Here is a 21,761-nt window from a genome sequence, read left to right as displayed (position 1 = left end):
CCTCCAAGTAAAATCGATTTCATTTAATTTTTCTCAAAAAGAGGGTTATTGATATAACCCTCTTTTGCAGTTTGAATCCCATCTATAGTTGCTAAATTTGCAAATTAAAATAACCCCTGGCATCAAATGTTTTAATATATTTTGAAAACATAACTTCATCACAACATGGTAAATGTGAGTCTTCTTCAAGCAAAAGCTTATGTTGATCATTTGGCAATCTTAGAAATTCAGATTCTTTACTACTACTTCCAGTATCACTATTCAGTTCCATATTATCAACAACCCAAATACCTTGTTCCCTATATTTATTTGCTTCTACAAACCAAGCTTCATCATCGACGGGAGTTAAATTAGTATAACCAGCATATTCCAATGCCTTTAACAATTCTTTAGATGTAAACGATGTGTCTGGCACTAAATTAGCTATCACCTGTCCATTAGCAGATTCCAATGCAATGTTCAGCATAGTCTTCACTAACTTATCAACTGGTGTTATATAATAAAGCGGTACTGGACTCTCTACAAAACTTTTTGGACATTTATTTGTTAGGATAACAGCTTTAATCCAGTTCCACAGAGCATCTTTTTTGTTGTTTATATACGATTCAGTACTTCCTCCAATATTCCCTGGACGAAGAATATTTATTGGATACCCCTTTTCCATTAGTGGATACAAATAATGTTCAGCAAGGCTCTTTGAAACACCATATCCGTTTTCTGGAGAAGGAAGGCTAACTAATTTCCCCTCGAATGTATGATTCCCTAACTCGTACACATCAATTGTAGAGATAAAATTCAACGAGGACAGTTTATGCCGAAAAGCTAAATTAATGAGAGTCTTAATTGAATAGGTATTAATGTCAACAAGTTGTTCTAAAGGGTAAGCGTGATTTACGCTAGCGCCTGAATGTATAACCATGTCAACTTTACTAGAAAGTTGGTCAAACTCATGGTTCGATAAACCAAAATTTTCTCTAGATAAATCCCCTGTTATGACTTCAAAATATCTACTTAGACCATCTTCCCACAAAGAATAGTGCTTCAATACATCAACTATTCTTTCTTGGTTACCGTCTCGAACCAAGCAATATACATACATTCCTTTATCAATCAAAGACTTCAATAAATGTGCACCTAGAAAACCAGTTGAGCCAGTTAAAAATACGGTTTTAAAATTTCTGAATTCCTCGATATTATAATTTGATACGTACGGCCATTTTTCCCCTACACTATCAATATCTTTAAAAATATGCTCAATAACATCATTTGTAGTTTCAAATGGAGATATGGTTCCATCTTTCTCAAGACATGAAAGTACCCCGTTGATAGTCGGATTCTTTAAAAAATCCCTAATAGTAATAAAGTTACCAAGCTCTTTGTTTAAGTCAGCAATCAATGATATTAGATGCAATGAATCCCCACCTAGTTCGAAGAATTTACCATTTTCTAACTCACTGTGATCAACTATATATTTACTAAAGATTGAACTAATGACGTCTTTGCAGGCATTCAGCTCTAACTTGGATGTTCGTTGCTCCTCCTTGGCAATTTTGCTATCTCTTTTAGCAACAGGTATAGAGTCAACTTGATGCCAGTAAGATTCTTTATCAAGCCTTTCAAAACAAAGACCATCTAATTTACCGAGCTCTGGATCTTGATATATTTCACTCCATTCTACTTCGTTCATAGACCATAAAGAACTGACAATAGTCACAAAGGACTGTTGAGTGAAATTCCCATTTAAACTTCCTCGTACTAGTCCAGTTTTGATTTCTTCATGTTTGTTAGTAACGGTTGATGTTATAATAGGACACCCTAATTCGATTAATGTAATAGGTTGATTATTAATCACCCCTTTAATACACTCGTAGAATAAAACTGGCTCCATGACATGCCTTCTCCAATAATTTTGTCCAATGGAGGTTGCGTCGCTGTGTAATTCACCATATACACATGAATATAATGGGAAGCATGGTTTGTGAAATGAAATATCCGAAATACTTTTTTCAAATTCCATCGCTGCCTTTTCCATATCAGGCGAATGGAATGCACGATTGGTACTGAGTTGTGTACACTGTATTCCTTTTTGTTTCAGATGAATTATTAAATCGTCTACATTTTTATCTTTTCCACTCATCACTATATCAATAGGTGAATTCAAGGTAGCAATTGCTACTTCATACTTTTGAGCTAAGTCTGCAATTGTTGAAGAATCCGCTCTAATAGCTACCATCTTACCGGTTGGAGCTAATTCATGCATAACTTTCCCACGTAAAAATACCAATTTAATTGCATCTTCTTCATTAAAAACTTGAGATACAGTAGCTCCAACTATTTCACCTAAACTATGTCCAATAATTGCTTGTGGTTTGATGCCTAAAGAAAGGAGAAGGTTTCCGTATGCCAATTCAGAGATAAAAATAGCTAACTGGTCTATCTGAGTATGCTTTATGTCATTTCCTTCTCCAAACATTTCCTTACGCACATGAATGGCAATATTACTATCAATCTCCTCGAGTTTAGCAAGCAATCTTTCTACTTCATTATTGTAAAAAGAATTTGTATTATATAAATCAGTAATATTAGGTATTTTCCCTTGACCTGAAAAAACAAAAACTGGCTTCCTGCCTCTTAACTCAGAAAAATTCTTAATAATCCCTTTTTTTGGTTCACTTGAAACAATCAAGCATCCTCGATGAAAATCATGTTTAACTGATGTTCTATATGTTATAGCAAGTTCATTTATTTTATTCTGCGAATATCCAGTAGCTTCAATTCTTTTCAATAAGTCCTCCATTTGAGAGGTAACCTTTTCGGGTTCCTTGGAGCTTACAGGAATCACATTCAATGTGTCGTTTCCTGTAGTAACCTTATTTTTTTTATCTAGTATTTCAAATGGTCTTCTCAGAACAACATGGACATTTGTTCCGCCAACACCTAAAGAAGTTACACCTGCATACCACATATTAGAATTCCATGACTCTGGGTTCGTATTTACACGTAAACGAGAATTCTTCCAATTAAACCTTTCATTTTCAGATGCAAAATTAATTGTAGGCGGTACAATACCCCAGTATGTTGATAAAGCTGCCTTGATCAACCCAAAAATCCCCGCTGCACTATCAGTATGCCCAATATTTGATTTTATTGAACCAATGTATACTGGTTGATTAGTTCTCTGCTCATATTTACCGAGTGTTTCGGATAATGCAACTAACTCAATCGGATCTCCAACTAGAGTTCCTGTGCCATGCCCCTCTATGAACTGGATTCTATTAGGATCAATTTCAAATGTCTCATAGGCATCTTGCAGAACTTCCATCTGTCCATCAATACTAGGTGTGGAAAAACCTGCCTTTCTGTTACCATCATTGTTCATTGCACTAGCAGAAATAACTGAATAAATATGATCACCATCTTCAATTGCTTCATCCAGTCGTTTTAATAGAACCATACCCGCACCTTCACCGGGTATCGTTCCTGATGCATCATTGGAGTATGGTCTACAGAATCCATCGCGACTATTTATTCCACCCTCTTTATATAAGTAACCTCGTTCCTGAGGAGGTCGGACGCTTGCTGCACCAACAAGGACTAAGTCACTTTGAAAACTCAACAATGACTGAACACCTTGCACAACCGCCGAAAGTGATGAAGAGCATCCAGAACCAATATGCATAGAGGGACCATGTAAACCTAACTTATATGAAATTCGCGTTGGAATATTATCTGGATGATTTCCATTTATAATTTGGTTACTTGACTGTTCAAAGAGAGAATGATTGCTAGTTAGAATCTCTATTAAATAACTAGAAATAGAAGATGATGTAAATACACCTACTCTATTTCCTGAATCTATGTTGACTCCTGCATTATCAAAACATTCCTTCGCAAGCTCAAGTAGAATCCTTTGTTGTGGATCCATTAATTCAGCCTCCACCCTAGGAATTCCAAAATAAGGAGCAGCAAATTGATCCACATTTTCAAGTTTTGAGTATACCTTTAAATAATCTCCCTCATTCTGCCCTCTTACAAAAAAGTCTTTTTTATTAATCAAACTTTCCCAAAGTCCATCTGGCGACGAAATATTATGTGGTAATCTTAATGACATTCCTATTATAGCAATATCAGATTCCTTTCTAATCGACATAAGTATCCTCCCAATTCATCAAGAGATTATCGTAAAACACTTGATGTTTTACGTTTAATATCTCCCATGATATTCTTTCGAATTCTTTTTTTACGTTCTTCACTCGTCTTAGCATCGACTGTATCGTTTTTTAAAAAAGATACGATTTCATTAACTGTTGTAAATCTGTAAAGATCAATTACGGTTAATTTCCTTCCAACTTTCATCTCAAGCTTTTTTGAAAGTTTAAGAACTGCTAAAGAAGATCCTCCAGCATCAAAGAAATTTGTATCGTTATCGAAACTTTCATGCCCAAGAGTTTCCTTCCACGCTTCATAAACAGCATTAGCAACACTGTCATTTTTTAAAATCTTTTCATTTTTATTTCTATAGATCTCGCAATTTAAAAGATTATATTTATCAATTTTCCCATTATTGTTTAATGGAATCTTATGAATAAACTTCACAGATACTCGCCTCATGAAAGGGGGTAATTCCAATAAAAATAATCTTTTAATTTCATCATTAATTAGATCTATTTCCTCCTCATTCCCTGGAACAATAAAAATGAAAAAGTCATAAATACTATGATGAATTTCTTGCATAGAGTTACTGAAATCCTTTTTGGAAAGTAAACAATAATTTTCAACACCTGAAATTTTCCTTAAAACATTCTCATACTCTTTAGGTTCCACACGAAATCCACTTATTTTAACTTGACTATCTTTCCTTCCAATGAACTGTAGGTCCCCATCTGCCGTTTGACGAACCAAATCACCTGTAAGATATTTGTGTGATTTTAATTTAGACCCTTGATAGCCACTGAATAATTGAGGACCATTTAAAACTAACTCCCCTACAGCACCAGAGGGAACTTGTCCACCATATTTATTCACTATTTCTATATCGATATTAACGAACGGTTTCCCAATATTGGACTGTACCTCAAGATTACTAATATCTTTATAAGTTGAGACAGGGCAATTTTCTGTTGGCCCATAAGTATTTAGTAACCTAATCCCTTCCGGAGTATTCATTTGCCACTTCCTAAGAATATCTAACCTATAATCTTCTCCACCAATTACAACGGTTTCAAGAGAAGTCAGTGTCCTTAATAATTCTTTCGGAATTTCAGTGACAATAAAATGCCAATATGTTGTAGGTAATGTAACAAAACTTACTTTCTGTTTGTTCAGAAAATTAACAACGAGCTCAGGTTCAGATTTTAGATGCTCAGGCAATATTATCATTGTAGAACCACTAATCAGCCAAGAAATCATCTCTTCAATGAAAATATCAAAAGAGATATTGGAAAAACTAAGTATACTAGTAGGTCTATCCAATTTATATGCAGCCGCAATTTCACCCGCATAAAATGATAATGCTTCTCTAGTAATCTTTACACCTTTTGGATTACCAGTGGAACCTGATGTATACATAATATATGAGACACCATCAAGCTTTTCACCCAAACGGCTTCCTTTATTTCTACAACTCAGTTTTCCATTTTGTAATATCTTTAGTTGTGTTAATCCTTGCGATTTTTCTAATAAGGTTCCATCCGAATCCATAATTAAAAATGATGCACATGAGTCTTCAATCATATGATTCAATCTATTCTTCGGATAACTAGGGTCAAGAGTTACAAAACAAGCTTTTAATTTTAATAAAGCTAACAATAAAGTGAATAAATTTTGCCCCTTGTCTAGTAACAACGCTACAACTGATCCTTCCACTACCCCATTTTCCTTCAAGGCGATTGCAAGTTCTTCTGATTTTGTATCTAGTTCAGCGTAGGATATTTTTAAACCATCCATTTCAAGTGCCGATTTTCCTGGATTCATGTACACGCTCTTTCGAAATTCGTTTAAAAAGTCAATTGGTAAAACCTTTTCTGTTATTGATTGGGTCACTTGATTGGGAAACGAAAATTCAAGTACATTAGTTTCCGGTAACTCAATGAGTGTCCGCAAAACTATTTGAAAGGTCTTTGCAAGTTGTTCGATGAAATCTCTTGAAAAAATATCTTCACTGTATTCCCAAAAAAGCTTCATTCCTGATTTACTAATATGACAATTCAACGCTAAATCAAATTTAGATGTATTGTGTTCAAATGAATATCTCTCAAAAGTAACGCCATCAAATCCGTATTTAAAATCTGTTTCATTCTGAACCGATAGCATAACCTGAAAAATAGGGTTACGTGATAGATCACGGGGTGGATTTAATACTTCTACTAACATTTCAAACGGATATATTTGATGCTCTATTGCCTCCATGAAATTTTGACGACACTGAACAAATAAATCTTCAAAGGTTGTTTTCTCATCTACATTGGCTCTTAATACTAAAGTATTTACGAATAATCCAATACAATCTAAGAAATCAGCGTTTTCACGATTCATAGACGGAACTCCAATAACTACATCATCTTCGTCACTGAATCTCATCAATAGTGCTGAGAATACTGCATAAACACCTTGCAATAATGTTGCCCCACGACTTCTACAGAATGTCTCGAGATCATTTAATAAGTGATATTCAATCGCTGACTCAATAACTCCACCTTTATATGTTGGGATTGGTTTTCGGCTATAATCTTCGGGGAGATTATGATAAAACGGTATACCTTGAAGCTGATTTAACCAATAGTCTTTGTGCTCTTCAAATGCTCCACTTTGAATGGATGCAAACTCTAATTTTGAGTATTTCGAATATTGAGGAGCAGATCTTGAGAAGGTGAATTCATAATTTTTTTTCAGTCCATTATACGCTTCAATTAGTTCCTTCATAAGGACATTTTCAGACCAACCGTCAAATACAATATGATGCAGTGATATAAGTAGGAATGAGGCAGTTGATGTATGTTTTACAAGACGAACTCTTAATAATGAATCATGAGAAATATCAAATTCAGCTTTATATGATTCTAATAGATACTGGTCTACTTCTTGCATAGAATCTTTATAAACATATTCAAAGTTTAAATTGATCGTATCGTTAATTCTTTGATAGAACTGATCATCTTGCTTAACAAAGCTTGTCCTAAGAGCCTCATGCCGTTCGACAAGTAATTCAAATGCCTGCTTTAGCACATCAATCTCAATTTCTCCATGTAACTTATATATTGATCCTAAATTATATTGATTTTGGTTATGACTAAAACTATCCAATAGGCACATTCTTTTTTGAGCGGAGGTGACCGAAATCAATCCGGTCCCCTCCTCATCATTATGCACTTCCGAAAGTTTTGTATCCTCTGAATCATACTGCAATAAACTCAATAGACTATTTTTATTAGCTCTGACTTCATCGAGGATATCACTAGGTATTTTGTTCTTACTTCTTACCTTCAGTTGACCTTGCTGGATTGACAAAAATACTCCAGCAGCTTTTAATTTTTCAAGCAAGGCTGTTACGTTCATATCGTTACCTCCTCTCCTGTCCCTTCATGAACTTCTTCATATACACTTAATAGTAAAATTTCCGTCTTAAAGTTGTTATCAAGAAAATCAACAAACTGTCTAAAACTACTATAAATAAAAACATCACGAATCTTGACTTTGATTTTATATTGAGATGCAAGGTTTCCAACAACTTGGGTTGCGAGCATTGAGGAGCCACCCAAAGAGAAAAAAGTATCGGTATCATTAGGTATATTATTGATTTCTAAAACCTCACGCCATATTCTGTATACTATGGCTTCCACAGGATTAAGTGTGCTCTCATCTTTTCCCGATTTTATTGGATTGAATATATGCCTTTTAGATAGCAATTCTTGTTTATCCACTTTTCCATTAGAAGTGAGAGGAAACGACTCCGTCCAAAATATACCATTAGGTATCATATACTTAGGAAATTTTTGTGAAAGCTTACTAATCAAAACATCTTGCGTTTCCTTTAACTTCAATGTTTCATCTCCTGTAACAAACCCTATTAACTTTGATTGCTTTTTATCAATCAGCACTAAAGCACTCTCTACTTGTCCTTCTGATATCAAGGCTTCCTCAATTTCACCGGTATTTATCCGATAACCATTTATTTTGAACTCATCAACCATACGTCCAATATATGTGAAGCCCTTTGAATTCCTAGTTACTTTATCACCTGTTTTATAGATTCGTTTTTTTTCAGAACCTATTTCTACAAATTTTTTATTCGTTTCTTCAACAGAATTAATGTAACCTTTACTCAGGCCTTCTCCGGCAATGCAAAGTTCACCTGTTGCTTCACCCGTTAGCAATCTATCATTGTCCATTATAAATAACTCTGTATTGTTAATTGGTGTACCTATGGAAATATTTCTTTCCTTAAGATCGTCAACACATACTTGCCTTACACAACATCCTACAGTTGCTTCAGTTGGTCCATATTCATTAAAGAATACAGAGTTAGGAAATGCTTGCATCCATGGTGCTAGGGTTCTGCTAGTCAGTGCATCACCACCAATTACGAATGTATGTTTCATATCCCTAACTTTTTCTGTACACCCTAGGACATGTAATGCATCTAAATGTGCTGGTGTGATTTTTAAAAGCAAGTTCATATTACTTGTCCTAATGAGCTCTTCAAGGCTTCCAAGGATGTCTTCTCCAGAAATAATAGTTACCGGTTTTCCTATAAATAAAGGAAATAATGATGAGGTTATCGTTGCATCAAAAGACAATGGACTATGCATTATTGCCATATCAAAATCATTTTGTGTGTACATTTCTTTACACCAATTCAAATAATTAAGTAATGAACTCTGAGTAATTTGAACTCCTTTTGGTTTCCCAGTCGTACCAGAAGTGAAAATGACATAGGCAGTATTATCCATGCTTGGAACATAACCTGTAATACTTGGTCCTCGTCCGGTGAGAATCTTATCTAACTCCTCATCTGTTATCTGCAAAGTTGACGTTAAGTCAACTTCCAGAATATCCCCAACAATTAGATCGATCTTTGTCCCCTCGAACGTTTCTTGAGAACGCATCTTCAAGTATTCCGAGTCAAGTGGTACAAATGAAGCCCCTAACTTCAATGTTGCTAATACACTTACAAGTTGCTTTATTGATAGATCAAAACTAATCGCAACCAAAGAGCCTTCTTGAACACCTTTTTGTAACATAGCAAAAGCAAGTTTTGATGCTAATTGATCAAGTTCACCAAATGTAACTTGATTTCCCTCATACGATAAGGCATTATTCTTTGAAATATTTTTAATATTCTCTTCCACTCTGCTAATTAGTGGGAATTCATTAATTAGATCGGTACTTTTCGTCATTTCGTCCTCCTTCTCTTTGTTTCCGATTTCCCCTTTGTCCAAAGGTACTTCAAAAATATTTTGAGAGGTGTCTTTTATACACTCATCCAGTAGAATTTCAAAGGACTCTGCTAGATTCTCAATTGTCCCAGGTTCAAAAAGGTCGGTAGCGTATTCCCAAACCATATGCAATTCCCCATCGATTTCTTTGGAATTTAACGTGAGATCAAACTTTGCTGAATCATACCATAATGGCATCGATTCAACATTATTCCCTTCAAGTGTGAACTCTGATTCATCCGTATTCTGTAGTATAAACATAAGCTGAAATAACGGAGAATAACTCAAATTCCTGTTTGGAGCATACTTATTTACAAGATAATCGAAAGACACTGCTTGATTTGAGAAAGCGTCTATATCAGTTTCTTTGATACATCTAAACAAGTCATCGAATGTAAATCCTTCGTCAAGCTTAGTACGGAGTACAAGTGTGTTTACAAAAAAGCCAATAAGGTTATCCAACTGCGGTGTGTACCTACCAGCTGTGGGTGTACCTACACACACATCATTACATCCACTTTCTTTTGCAACTAACTGAACGAATATCGCATGGAGCCCCATAAACAAGGAAATCCGATGTTCATTACAAATTTTCTTGAAATCATCAATTTTAGATTTACTAATAGATTTCGTAATATACCCACCTTGATAACTTAGAAACTGTGGTCTTGGAAAATCAAGTGATAATCCATGAAGTTCAGGTAAGTTTCTCAACTGCTTATCCCAGTATTCTTTAGAAGCATCTAGTCCTTGTTGAACCTCTTTTGAACGATCCCAATTTGCATAATCTGCAAATTGAATCGGAAGTGGTTCTAAATTGACATCCAAATTATTATTAAATTTGCTGTAGATCTGCGATAGCTCGTTAAAAAATATACACTCTGATGAACCATCAAAGATAATATGGTGAAATGCAAATAATAAGTAAAAAGTACTTGTGTCCTTAATATGAATGACAGTAACTCTAAAACAATTTTGGCTTAAATCAAAAGGACGGCTATAATGTTCATAAACTAATTCCTTTAAGTTTTTGTCTTCATGATCTTTTCTAATTGATATCTCATCAATAGTTAGCTCAATTTCTTCTTTTATATCTTGATATACTTTTGTATTATTCAAGGAGAATGTTGTTCTAAGAATTTCATGGCGCTTTATTAAATACAAAAGAGATTGTTTAAAAGTTTCTAATTCAAAGTCACCTTCTATCCGAAATAAATGACCTATGTTATATGGACTTGATTCAACCATTAGTTGTTCCAATATCCATAGTCTCTCCTGTGACCAAGAAGCAAGAACCGGCGTTGTTACTGTACGTTTTACAATATTCTCGGTGATTGGGTAGCTGATATTCTCCGAACGTTCATCTATTACTTTAGCTAGCTCTTGAATGGATGGTGTATCAAAAATGTCACCAACATTTATATCGGCAAAGAATTCTTTTTGGATTAAATAAGAAAGTCTAGTTGCCATTAATGAATTTCCACCCATTTCAAAGAAACTAACGTGACGACCAAATTGAATCTCTTTCCCAATAACCTTGGAAAAAAGCCTAGACAAGGTTGCTTCTGTAGGTCCTTCCGGTAAATCGATATCTAACGAATCATGACTCATAGACAATGTAAGAAGTTTTTTTGTATCAAGCTTTCCAGTGCTGTTTAAGGGAAAATTTTCAACCTGAATATGTTTTGTTGGTATCATATGTTCAGGTAAAACCGAATTCAAGTGCTTTTGAATAATACTAGTATCTGAAAAAGCACTATCCGCTCTTTCGAGAATAGGATTACTAGCAAATTCCTTTACCATCTTCCCTTTATAACTTCTTCTACTCTGATATCTAAGGTATCTATCTACTAGATTTTCGTTTCGATCCCCTTTGTAAATTATTAACTCAATAAATTTATTGTCTTCCAAATCGGGTTGAACAATTAAGTTGAACCCTTTTTCCTTAGCAAAAGAATCCAGCATATAAATATCTGTAGTTTCAATTACATTTTCACTCTCTATAAAGGTTAGCGCTTGAGCAAACTGATGATTTTTAAGTTTTTCATATATCCACGATTCTTTTAAGTGCGGAATTTTTTGTATTACTGTCGCTTTTGGAAACGAGGATAAAAAGTGTTCAAACTTATTTAAATTAGTTAGTAACCCGAACTCCGCTTTATAGTCTTCGTAAGTCAATGTATTCATTACATCATCACTCTCAGAACAATCCATAAAACAATCTTTATCAGTATTCAGTGAAATCTTAACATCATATCTAAACCTTACTAGCTCATTTGAATGCGAACTCTTCCTTGGAATAATTTCAATGTTCTCTATCCCTGGGAATTTGTTCTTTAGAGCATAAAATGCTTGTGGTGAAAGTAAAAGTTCGTTTTCCTCTTTAACTTTAATTTTTACTCTTTCGGTCAATAAAAATAAATCTTCCTCACTTAATTGGTCTTTTTTCTGATATAAATGATGCAATTCAACAGAGATATGAAATGCTTCTAAAAGGTCGTAATTCCTAACATCACCAATAATAATTTCTTTAACAGTATTAACTTTCGAAATATTACAAATGACATTCTCTAAGTACTCAAAAGAAGGGAAATACTGAATAACAGAATTAATCACAACGGTATCAACGTTTTCTGTTTCAAATAAATCAATATGCTTTGATATTCCATCCGCTTCTTCACATAAAAACTTCAAATTCTTTAAACCAAAATGCTCTTTAATATTGTTATTATGTTCGATAATGTTTTCCGAGAAATCAATACCAATATACCTATCACAAAGTTTATTTAAAGCAAAGGCAAAAATACCAAAACCACAACCAATTTCTAGGATTGAAGAAGGTTTACTAGACATAATAATCTCAATGATATCGTCTAACCACGATTTCATTTCAGTTTGTGGAATTTGATTACCATCGTATGAACTTAACCATCCACTTGTATTAAATGTGGAAAGTTCGGCTTTCTCTCCATAATTATAGTTATAAAAATCTTTCCATAGCTGTACAAATTCCTGACCATCATCCTGCTTTTCAACGTCATATGTATTTTTTGCTTTTGTATAGAAGAGAATCAACTCTTGCGTAGGAGACATCGTGTTGATCAATGCCTTAGAATCCGAAATAAATGGTAATGTATTTGAATGTGCTTCAATTTCACTCAATTCAACTCGAAAACCTCTTACTTTAATCTGGTTGTCCTTTCTTCCCTTATATTCAAAATAACCTTTATTCGTCCATCGAACTAAGTCTCCGGTATTATAGGCTCTATATTCCTTACCTAAAACTATAATAGTTCTAAACCTTTTGGAATCCTTAGAATCTCCATTTAGATAACCACTTGATACTTGGTTGCCTGAAACATAAAGTTCACCAAAAACACCTGGTGGAACAATATTACTCTTACTGTCAAGTATAAAATATTTGTTTCCTACAAAAGGTGTTCCAATAGGTACTGGTAACTTTGGGTTGTGGTCCGTTATGTCCATGGACAAACAACCTATAGTAACCTCTGTAGGCCCATAATGATTGATCAGTCTAACCCCATTCGACTTACAACTTCTCTGAACCTGTGTCAGTAAATCCTTTTCTAATTTTTCTCCACCAAATACAAGTAAACTTTTAGGTAATAACGAGGCTACTGAATAATCTTGAATGAGCGCCTTAAAATGACTAGGTGTAATCTTTAAGAAATCAATCTGTTTGTTTAAAATAAAAGACGAGAAAGAAATTTTATCTAGCTTAACGTGGTCACCTTCAGGGAGAACCAGAGTTCCACCTGTGCAAAGCGATAAATAAAGAGTAGTATTTACAAAATCGGTAAGCATATTAGAATGCCATGAGAATCTCATCCCATTGTTAAGTGAATATTTTTTTAAAAATGCGGACACATAGTGTGAAATATTTTTTCTACTTACTTTTACGCCTTTTGGAAGTCCCGTTGTTCCAGATGTAAACATAACATACGCAATTGACTCAGGGTCTGGTTTAGGTAAAGCTACGACTGATTTAGGTGATGAAAACAATTCAACTAAAGAAACTTGTTTAACACCTGAATCTTGAAGTCTTTCAATAATTTTTGGCGTCAATAACCATTTAACATTTGCCGTATGAAGCATATGTTGTAAACGAGGCTTCGGAATGTCTCCATCTATAAATGTATAACTGAAACCAGCTTTTAATACTGCAATCATTGCAATTACTGCATCACTTGACGTTGGGTAGTTAATAGCAATTGTCGCTTCACCTTCAGGTATAAGTCCCCTCAGCCGTTCAGCAAGTACGCTAGATTCTCTAGCAAGAGTATTGTAACTTAGTTTTTCTTCCCCTTTCTCAACCGCTATATTATTTTTATTTGTAGCGAAATTATCAATATATGAACAAATATCACAGACAGAAAAATCAGACAATTCCCCTTCAACCCAATCATCAATCACTAAATTCTCAGACGTAAGTTGTAAATCATATATTTTCATATTCATATTTATCAGGAAATTATCCAAAATTGTTTCAAAGTATCCTAGCCATAACTCCATTGTTGAACGATCAAAATAATTAACGGAGTAAATCCATTCAATATTAAAATCTGCACCTTCAAAAACATGAATTTCAATATCAAAACGTCCAAAAGGCTGTCCCTCATATATCAACATACTCTCAATACCTTTAAGCTTTGGATCAGGTCCTAAGTTATTTTGATATGCAAGCACTGTCTGAAATAAAGGATTAACATCTTTCTTTCTTTCAGGTGCCAGCTTTTCTACAATTTTCTCAAAAGGTGCTTGCTGATATTCTAAGCAAGAACTGACATTTTTCTTTGTGAGTTCAAGTAACTCTTCAAGCGTTGCATGTACATCAATTGAGGACCTAACAGCAATCATATTTACAAAAAAACCAACTAAATTAGCGATTTCTTCTTGCTCTCTATTAGCGACCGGGCTACCAATCACAATATCGTTATCACTAGATAACTTATGCCATAGAACTGCTAAAACTGCATGTAAGCCTACAAATGGTGTCGTTCCATATCTATAACAAAGTTCTTTAAACTTATTAACTTTTTCGGAAGGGATTCTATATGATATTGAATCACATTCTTTTGAATCGTTATGAAAGTCATCATAATCAAACGGGAGATTATGATTTGTAGGGATACCTTCCAGATATTCTCCCCAGTAATTTAAGAGGGATTCTAGTACATCATTTGAAACATGATTTCTTTGCCATTGCGAATATTCTTTATATTGAAACACTAAAGGGTCAAGATTAATCTCCCGGCTCTCAACTTTTGCATTATAATATTCACCTAGATCTGACATAAAGACACCAATTGACCAGCCATCCCATACAATGTGGTGCACATTTAATATAAAATAGCACTCTTCCTTAACTCCTTTAATTAAACTAGCACGTACTGGAATTTCCGATGCCAAGTCAAAATTCCAAGCACCTTCTTTTCGTGCTTCACTTCTAACAAACCCTTCAATGTCATCGCCTTCAAAATGTCGCACAGAAATATTACAGACTGGATTATCAAGTACCATCTGATTAATTCCGTTAGAGTCTTCTTTATAAATAGTTCTTAGAACTTCATGACGAAATAAAACCTTTTTAAAACTCTCTTGAAATGACTTTATGTCAAGAGTACCTCGAAAGTGGAAAATAGCAACGGAATTGTACTCCTGTCCTACACTAGAAATTTTATTAGTCAACCAAAGTCTTTCTTGCTGAAAAGAAAGCGGATTTTCGAAATTGTTAGTTTCCGGAACTTCAACTTTTTGATGCCCTTTAAAAATTGAAGCAATTATTTTGAGCTTATTCTTCTTAATAAAAAATCGTTCATCTTCCGATAGTTGATAGGATTTCGAGTAAGTTTTTAGTTTCCCGGCAGAAGTAGATAGATATACCCCTTTATTTTCTAAATCATTAATAAAATCTCTAATGTAATTCATTTAAAAACTCTCCTTTCAAAGAGACATGAACATCATGCCTTTAATTTTACGGTAGCGGCTTCTTGCATTTTTGCTTTATCTACGATTAAGAAAGGAATGTGAATTATTACCTTCAATAACATTCCGCCAATTAGTGCTAAAACTGCTATCTCTATAGAATTATTAAAAAGGTATCCAAATAAGGAAAATCCAATCATTCTACCTAAACTATTAAACATCATTACAGCCGACATTCCCTTACTCATATTACTTGAGCTAATGTTTTGCTGTAAGAAACTACTAAAATAGACACCGTAATAACCAAAACACAAGTAGATTACAAACATACAGGCCGAAAAAAACGTAATTCTAAGTAGGAAATGGTTTTCCAAAATCAATAAGAAGTTACCACTTAATAAGAACACATATAGCAATGATCCGATAATCATTCCAACCATTCCAACAAGTAAATTCTTCGCTACACCTAATTTTTTAAAATAGGGAATAAATAATACTGAGACAAGGCCACCAATTGAGGCAAACATTTCTACCATACCATACTCTGTTGGATGACCTCCTAAAACTGTATTTATTAGAAACGGTGTACCAATCAAAATAAATGGGAGTAGGAAAAGATGTGTAGTAAAACCATTCACAAAAAGAGATGTAATCCTAATGTCTACAGTGAACAAATCCCTAAATCCCTTTAGTTCTTGTTTAACAATACTTCCTAATCCCTCTCCTTCGGAATCTCTCTTTTTCATTTTGTAAGGTATTCCTATTTCAAATACAACGGAAATAAAAAAACACACAATAATAAACCCCACTACAGTGTAAATTCCTAAAAACGAATAAAGGACTGTTCCTAGGACAGGGCCAATCAATCTTGCAACTTCACCCAAACCACTCAATGAACTATTTACATCAACGAGCTTTTCTTTGTCTATAATCTCTGGAAGAATACTTGAAAAGCTTGTTTGTAAAAAAGCCTCAAAAACAGAAAACAGTATTACGACAACATAAATAATACTTATTTGATCTTCTTGTTCAACAAAAAACAAACTCAATAAGAATAGGGCGCCAATAATTATTCTGGCTATATCACATACAACTACTATTTTCTTTTTATCAAAGCGGTCGCAAATAACCCCTGTTAATAACCCTAGAGCAAAAAAAGGAAGTGTACCCATTAGTAATGTTAATCCGAGGTCACCTGGGTTTCCTGTTATTTGTAAAACATATAAAGAAAGTGCTGCTGTAAATGACAATGTGCCTATTCGTGAAGTTAATGCCCCTACTATAATCTGCCGATTAATTTTTTCTCGAAAAACATCTACAAAATATTCATATGCTAGTTTCATAAATCCTCCTCTAATCGTTACACATCACATTCTTTAATATTATAATAATTATGTATACAACTGATATTTCAATACGTTTTTTGGTATAGCTTCTTTTGTAACTATCTCCCAAGCAGCGTCTCTTCACTACCAACATTCATGTTCAACCTAAATTTTTCCGATTACACATTCCTTCAATAACTCACCCTTCATTTTGTTTGTATAAGATACATCAAATACACCCTACCCTTTATCAATCGTCACAAAAATCTATTGTCATCACTATCGAGTCGAAATTTTTGAAATGAGCAAAATGTTTAATTCCTAATTCATCTATACTGAAAATCGGTTTTTCCAACGGTAGTAAAGGAAATAATTCTCGATACCAATAATTATTCTTGAATATTCAGTCATATATAAGTAGCTTCGTTTAATATCAGATATAAATTCATGATATCTTCCATTCTTAGTTTCCTTCAAATGATCCAATCTTCCCGTTGGTGACACATCTTGTATTTTTAGACATGGAATATTTTCTAAACCAGTAGCAATGTCTCAAAATTGTATTTTCACTTAAAAAAGAGGGACAAACTGAATTAGATAATAAAGTAATTAGAGCAACTAGAGGAATCATGTTTTAAATTTTCACGAAATTCATTTTAATATCTCCTTTTAATGAGTGTTATTATCAATGTTCGTATTCATATTCTGAATATTAGTTCCAGTCAACATTTTTAACAATATTTATTTTTTAAAGAAATGTTACTAGAGGTGACTTATCCATAATAAACGACATACCTTATACAGATTTAAATTTCAAGATTAATCACAATAATTCAAGAGACTGAAATATCAATATATTTATATTATTCTAAATTTTATTTCCAGTCAACATTTTCCAGAAAATATATTCAATTTCTTATTAAAGTACAAAGATGGTTAGATTTATTGAAAATGAAATGATATATACTTCCCTGGTAGTGTCAATAACTTTTTGTAAATGACTAATAAACATTTTTAGATAGCTCTTCTCCCACTTTTAACAGCAAGCGTTCAGGGCTTCTTATCCGAATTCCAGACTTATTGGATTGATACACACTCTTGAAATCATTACATACAGCTTAGCGATCTTATACCAGAAAATCATGTAGTAAGGGTAATCCATGAGATGGTTAAACAATTCAATGATGATTTATTCTTTTCTCATTATCAAGGTGGTGGTCGTAGTTCGTATCATCCAAAAATGATGACAAAAGCGATTCTCTACGCTTATACGCAAAAAGTCTATTCTGGTCGTGAGATAGCCAAATCATTACGAGAACACCTACCAATGATGTGGCTATCAGGGCAACAAATTCCAGATTTTTGAACGATTAATCGCTTTCGTTCAGAGCGAGTGACAGACATGATTAAACCTCTTTTCTCAGAATTAATTCAACTATTATTGAAACAAAACTACATATCTATGGAGAACCACTTTTTGGATGGAACGAAAATTGAAGCCAATACCAATAAGTATTCTTTCGTATGGAAAAAGTCAACAGATAGCTATGAAGAAAAGATCCAACATAATATCCAGCACACGTTCCAACAAATCAAAGAAGCGATTGAGCTTGATCAGCAATTACTAGCGGATTCAGAAGAAAAGATCAAAAAGGTCACATCTGAACAATTAGCATAAGTGGTGAAGCAAGCGAAAGAGAAACGCTCGTTTGTGGGGAAAAATCCACAAAACAACAAAACCCACGGAGAAAATTTATTTTCTCCGTGGGTTTTAGTCATTTAAAGGAGCTTTTTGGACAGCCCTTTTTATTTTGATTGTTCGCCACCCCTTCATTCCAATAATTACCCTTTGCCAATTAGGATTTTTCGGAATAAAAATAACCGATACATCGGTTATTTCTATCCCTTATTACTCTTAATCGGTTCATCATTATTAACGTCAAGTACATCTAATAAAAAGATAAAGATTGGAATCCCAATAATAAGCCCCCATATTCCGAGGAAATGCTCTGAAAAGATAAGAATCATAAATGTATAAAAAACAGGCAAATTCGTTTTTGCAGACATAAATTTGGGATTTAAAAAATAACTTTCAAGAGCATGGATTACTGTAATGAATACTAGTATGTATACAACATACATAACCCCACCGACGTTATAGGCAATTATACAAAGTGGAAACAAGGAAATAATAACACCAGCAACTGGAATCAAACCGAGTAGAAAGACCATGACAGTTAATACAAGAAGCTGCGGAAATCCTAAAATGACAAGTGCGATTACAGTGAGAACACCATTTACAACCGCAATTAAAAACTGTGCTTCAATCACCTTTCCAAACGATCTTGCAAATCTTTCGCCGAAATATGCAATCTCCTCATAAAAAATCTTTAATTTACTATCTTTAAATTTGGACGTGAATGAAATAATTCGCTCTTTTTCTAATAAGAAAAATAAGCTTAGAATAAGAGACAATATTATTTGCAAACTTACTTTTCCTATGTTTGCTATTGATTGATAAATGACATCCACACCTTGTTCAATATATTTTGATACTTCCATTTCATTAATTGCTGAAAGTATGTATCTAATCATCTCATTATCAGGTGGATGTTGAAAAAACAATTTAAATTGATAAATTAATTGTGAAATTTGTATCGTTAGTACCGGTAAATACTTATACAATGTTGTGACAATAAAGGTCACTAATATTATATATAAACAAGCAATAACTACCTTCCTATTCACTTTCAACTTCTTTGAAATAAAGCGTTGAAACCGATTCATTAAAAATGTCAGTATAAACGTAATTAAGATTAAATTGATCATACTTTTTAATCCATATAATACAAGTGTTAATATTATTAAAACGAGAAACCGTTGAAACCCTCTACTTCGAAAGAAATTTTTCACTTCATTCATTAAGAATTAACCTCCCCCTTCAATGGATGGAATTGGATATATTACAACACACACTTATTCATTGTAATACTATTCCATTTTATGAACTTCTATAGACAATCTTTCTTACTAATTGGGAAGAATCCTTTTTTCTTTTTTATTGTCGGATTTTTTCATCTAATACTTTCTAAAAACTACTTTATCAATTCTATCTTTATCTTTCGTTTTTTCTGTCATAGTATCTTTTTCGTCATAACCTACCATTACGATTACAGGAATACTATATAAGTTCGATTTCTTATTTAACGCTCTCTCTTTGTCTAACTTTCGCGCCACTTCCATCGCATTAGGATTAATCTCTGTAACAGCATTTAATGCTATTCCATTTTTTCATGTTGTTCCCTCCAATCTACAAGTTGCTCACTAGTAAATTTTCAGATTGAAAAAAAGAGAGTTATCTTCTTAACTCTCTCTAGACAAAATGCTAAATGATACAATTAATTATTCCAATCAAATCATTGCTTTTTTTCCATTCGCTTCGCTAACAATTCCTTCACTTGGTTATAGGTTAACCCTGAATTTTTATTTAAACGTTTTACTTCCTCAACATCAGTACCTACCACTGTATATTTTTTATCATCACTCATATTTTCACTTCCTTTTTCACCGTATTATTTCTTATATTTCTTCCCTAAATGCGCATAAATTAACACCACTACAAAAAAGGAAGCTGTTTTTAAGCACAGCTTCCTTCTCGTTACATATTGTATTTCTTAATAAAATTTCACTACATCTTCAGTAGGCAAGAACGTTCTTTCTGCTGGTTGTTCGTTTGGTTCACCAAATGGCATTTGACCTACTAAGCTCCACTCTGCTGGAATGTTCCAAGTTTCTTTCACTTCAGCATCTACGATTGGGTTGTAATGTTGTAATGACGCTCCAATTCCTTCAGCAGATAATAGCATCCACACAGTATGTTGTAACATCGCATTTCCTTGATGAGACCAGAATGGGAACTGATCTTTATATAATGGCGCATTTTCTTGCATTTTTTGTACAGTTGCTTGATCTTCAAAGAATAGAACTGTTCCTACACCTGCATGGAAGCCTTTTAGTCTTTCTACAGTCGCTTCAAAGTTTTCTGCTGGTACGCGAGCTCTTAGTGTTTCTTTAACGATATCCCAAAACTTTTCATGCTCTCCATCCATTAATACAACCATACGACCACTTTGCATATTGAAAGATGTTGGTGCATGTAAAGCTGTTTTTAACACTTCTTCAATTCTGTCTTTCGTAATTGCATCGTTTTTTGCTACTTTACGAATTGAACGGCGGTTCACAATTGCTTCTTTTAAGTTTGTTGTAGTTGCTGACATTTTAATTCCTCCAAATGTTTGTTTTATAATTTATTTTGTTATTTCATAACAAGCGAATTAGCAATATCCATCGGTATTACATTGCATACCTTCAAATGAATTTGTTTTACCCTTTTCAATTTCTTTATCAATGACCCTTTCTAGTGTTTCTTTACTAGCAAGCCCTTGAATGACTTCATCTCCAATCATGACAGTTGGAACGGCCATAATATTCGCTTCATCATATGCGTGCTGAATTGCTTCTTGATGCTTTTCTTTATATTTACGAGTTACTAAAGCATCTTTAAATTCCGCCTCAGGAAGTCCTACTTCTACCGCTAATTTTGTTAACACATCAATATCTTCAATGTTTTGCTCTTCTTGGAAAAATGCTGTGAATACGCGGTGATGATACTCATTACCTAGTCCACGTTCTTTCGCAAATTGACATCCTTCGAAAGCTAAATGTGTATATGGATGTGGTGAAACACGTGGCAAGCGCATATCAATTCCTAACTTCTTCGCTGTCGGAAGAATGAAAGCATCCCATGAACCTAATTTTTCTGGCTCATTCCATGGATCTATTTTTGCATATGGACTTGGACGTAATTCAAATGGCATCCATTCAATCTCTACATCTTTCTCTTTCGCTACCTCATCTAATGGACCTTTTGCTAAAAAACAAAACGGACATATAAAATCTGAGTATACTTTCATTTTTACAGTCATAACTTTTACACCTTACCTTTATAGTTGTAATCAAATCAGTTACATTAATGATAAAAAAATATAAATATTAT

General features: G+C 33.7%; 10 protein-coding genes and 1 pseudogene. 2 read left to right on the top strand and 9 right to left on the bottom strand.

Annotation, left to right across the window (positions count from 1 at the left end):
* Positions 1-91: 91 nt before the first annotated feature.
* Genes NST27_RS09285 through NST27_RS09270 form a run of 4 tightly spaced genes read right to left on the bottom strand, consistent with a single transcriptional unit; the run spans position 92 to position 16,723 of the window.
* Positions 92-4,150: a type I polyketide synthase gene (locus tag NST27_RS09285; protein ID WP_001987113.1), complete on the bottom strand. Its 4,059-nt coding sequence runs from the start codon at positions 4,148-4,150 to the stop codon at positions 92-94.
* Between the two features lie 26 nt (positions 4,151-4,176).
* Positions 4,177-7,554, bottom strand: a complete 3,378-nt coding sequence (locus NST27_RS09280) for a non-ribosomal peptide synthetase (RefSeq protein ID WP_033689525.1) — start codon at positions 7,552-7,554, stop codon at positions 4,177-4,179.
* Positions 7,551-15,383, bottom strand: a complete 7,833-nt coding sequence (locus NST27_RS09275; RefSeq protein ID WP_001987073.1) for a non-ribosomal peptide synthetase — start codon at positions 15,381-15,383, stop codon at positions 7,551-7,553. The genes NST27_RS09280 and NST27_RS09275 overlap by 4 nt, the downstream gene beginning before the upstream one ends.
* 32 nt (positions 15,384-15,415) lie before the next feature.
* Complete coding sequence (locus tag NST27_RS09270) at positions 15,416-16,723, bottom strand: MFS transporter (protein ID WP_000762243.1); 1,308 nt, start codon at positions 16,721-16,723, stop codon at positions 15,416-15,418.
* A 1,147-nt stretch (positions 16,724-17,870) separates the two neighbouring features.
* Between NST27_RS09270 and NST27_RS09265 the strand changes: the two genes are divergently transcribed.
* On the top strand, positions 17,871-18,071 hold the full coding sequence (locus NST27_RS09265; protein ID WP_000240603.1) for a transposase: 201 nt from the start codon (positions 17,871-17,873) through the stop codon (positions 18,069-18,071).
* A 36-nt stretch (positions 18,072-18,107) separates the two neighbouring features.
* Positions 18,108-18,383 (top strand): transposase, encoded by a 276-nt coding sequence (locus NST27_RS09260; RefSeq protein ID WP_142292666.1) that lies wholly within the window; start codon positions 18,108-18,110, stop codon positions 18,381-18,383.
* Between the two features lie 221 nt (positions 18,384-18,604).
* Here NST27_RS09260 and NST27_RS09255 read toward each other — a convergent pair whose 3' ends face one another.
* From NST27_RS09255 to NST27_RS09235, 5 genes and pseudogenes are all read right to left on the bottom strand, one after another.
* Positions 18,605-19,627, bottom strand: coding sequence for an AI-2E family transporter (locus NST27_RS09255; RefSeq protein ID WP_047385948.1), 1,023 nt, complete (start codon positions 19,625-19,627; stop codon positions 18,605-18,607).
* A gap of 243 nt (positions 19,628-19,870) precedes the next feature.
* Positions 19,871-19,996 (bottom strand): annotated as a pseudogene (locus NST27_RS09250) (amidase family protein); the annotation flags it as partial.
* A gap of 125 nt (positions 19,997-20,121) precedes the next feature.
* A complete protein-coding gene (locus tag NST27_RS09245) occupies positions 20,122-20,253 on the bottom strand; it encodes a hypothetical protein (protein ID WP_001278569.1) in 132 nt (43 codons plus the stop codon).
* A gap of 126 nt (positions 20,254-20,379) precedes the next feature.
* A complete protein-coding gene (locus NST27_RS09240) occupies positions 20,380-20,982 on the bottom strand; it encodes a nitroreductase family protein (RefSeq protein WP_047385946.1) in 603 nt (200 codons plus the stop codon).
* Between the two features lie 57 nt (positions 20,983-21,039).
* Positions 21,040-21,690 carry a DsbA family oxidoreductase gene (locus NST27_RS09235; protein WP_000216655.1) on the bottom strand — a complete coding sequence of 217 codons (651 nt, stop codon included), beginning with the start codon at positions 21,688-21,690 and terminating at the stop codon, positions 21,040-21,042.
* Positions 21,691-21,761: the final 71 nt, after the last annotated feature.

This window comes from Bacillus sp. FSL W8-0770, from assembly GCF_038008705.1.
In the GTDB taxonomy this organism is placed as follows: domain Bacteria; phylum Bacillota; class Bacilli; order Bacillales; family Bacillaceae_G; genus Bacillus_A; species Bacillus_A cereus.
This window is presented reverse-complemented; position numbering and strand designations above follow the sequence as displayed.

Coding starts and splice junctions, on each gene's coding strand:
- NST27_RS09270 (WP_000762243.1), bottom strand. CDS start 16,723: ATGAAACTAGCATATGAATATTTTGTAGATGTTTTTCGAGAAAAAATT.
- NST27_RS09245 (WP_001278569.1), bottom strand. CDS start 20,253: ATGAGTGATGATAAAAAATATACAGTGGTAGGTACTGATGTTGAGGAA.
- NST27_RS09240 (WP_047385946.1), bottom strand. CDS start 20,982: ATGTCAGCAACTACAACAAACTTAAAAGAAGCAATTGTGAACCGCCGT.
- NST27_RS09260 (WP_142292666.1), top strand. CDS start 18,108: ATGATTAAACCTCTTTTCTCAGAATTAATTCAACTATTATTGAAACAA.
- NST27_RS09275 (WP_001987073.1), bottom strand. CDS start 15,383: ATGAATTACATTAGAGATTTTATTAATGATTTAGAAAATAAAGGGGTA.
- NST27_RS09280 (WP_033689525.1), bottom strand. CDS start 7,554: ATGAACGTAACAGCCTTGCTTGAAAAATTAAAAGCTGCTGGAGTATTT.
- NST27_RS09235 (WP_000216655.1), bottom strand. CDS start 21,690: ATGACTGTAAAAATGAAAGTATACTCAGATTTTATATGTCCGTTTTGT.
- NST27_RS09265 (WP_000240603.1), top strand. CDS start 17,871: ATGGTTAAACAATTCAATGATGATTTATTCTTTTCTCATTATCAAGGT.
- NST27_RS09255 (WP_047385948.1), bottom strand. CDS start 19,627: ATGAATGAAGTGAAAAATTTCTTTCGAAGTAGAGGGTTTCAACGGTTT.
- NST27_RS09285 (WP_001987113.1), bottom strand. CDS start 4,150: ATGTCGATTAGAAAGGAATCTGATATTGCTATAATAGGAATGTCATTA.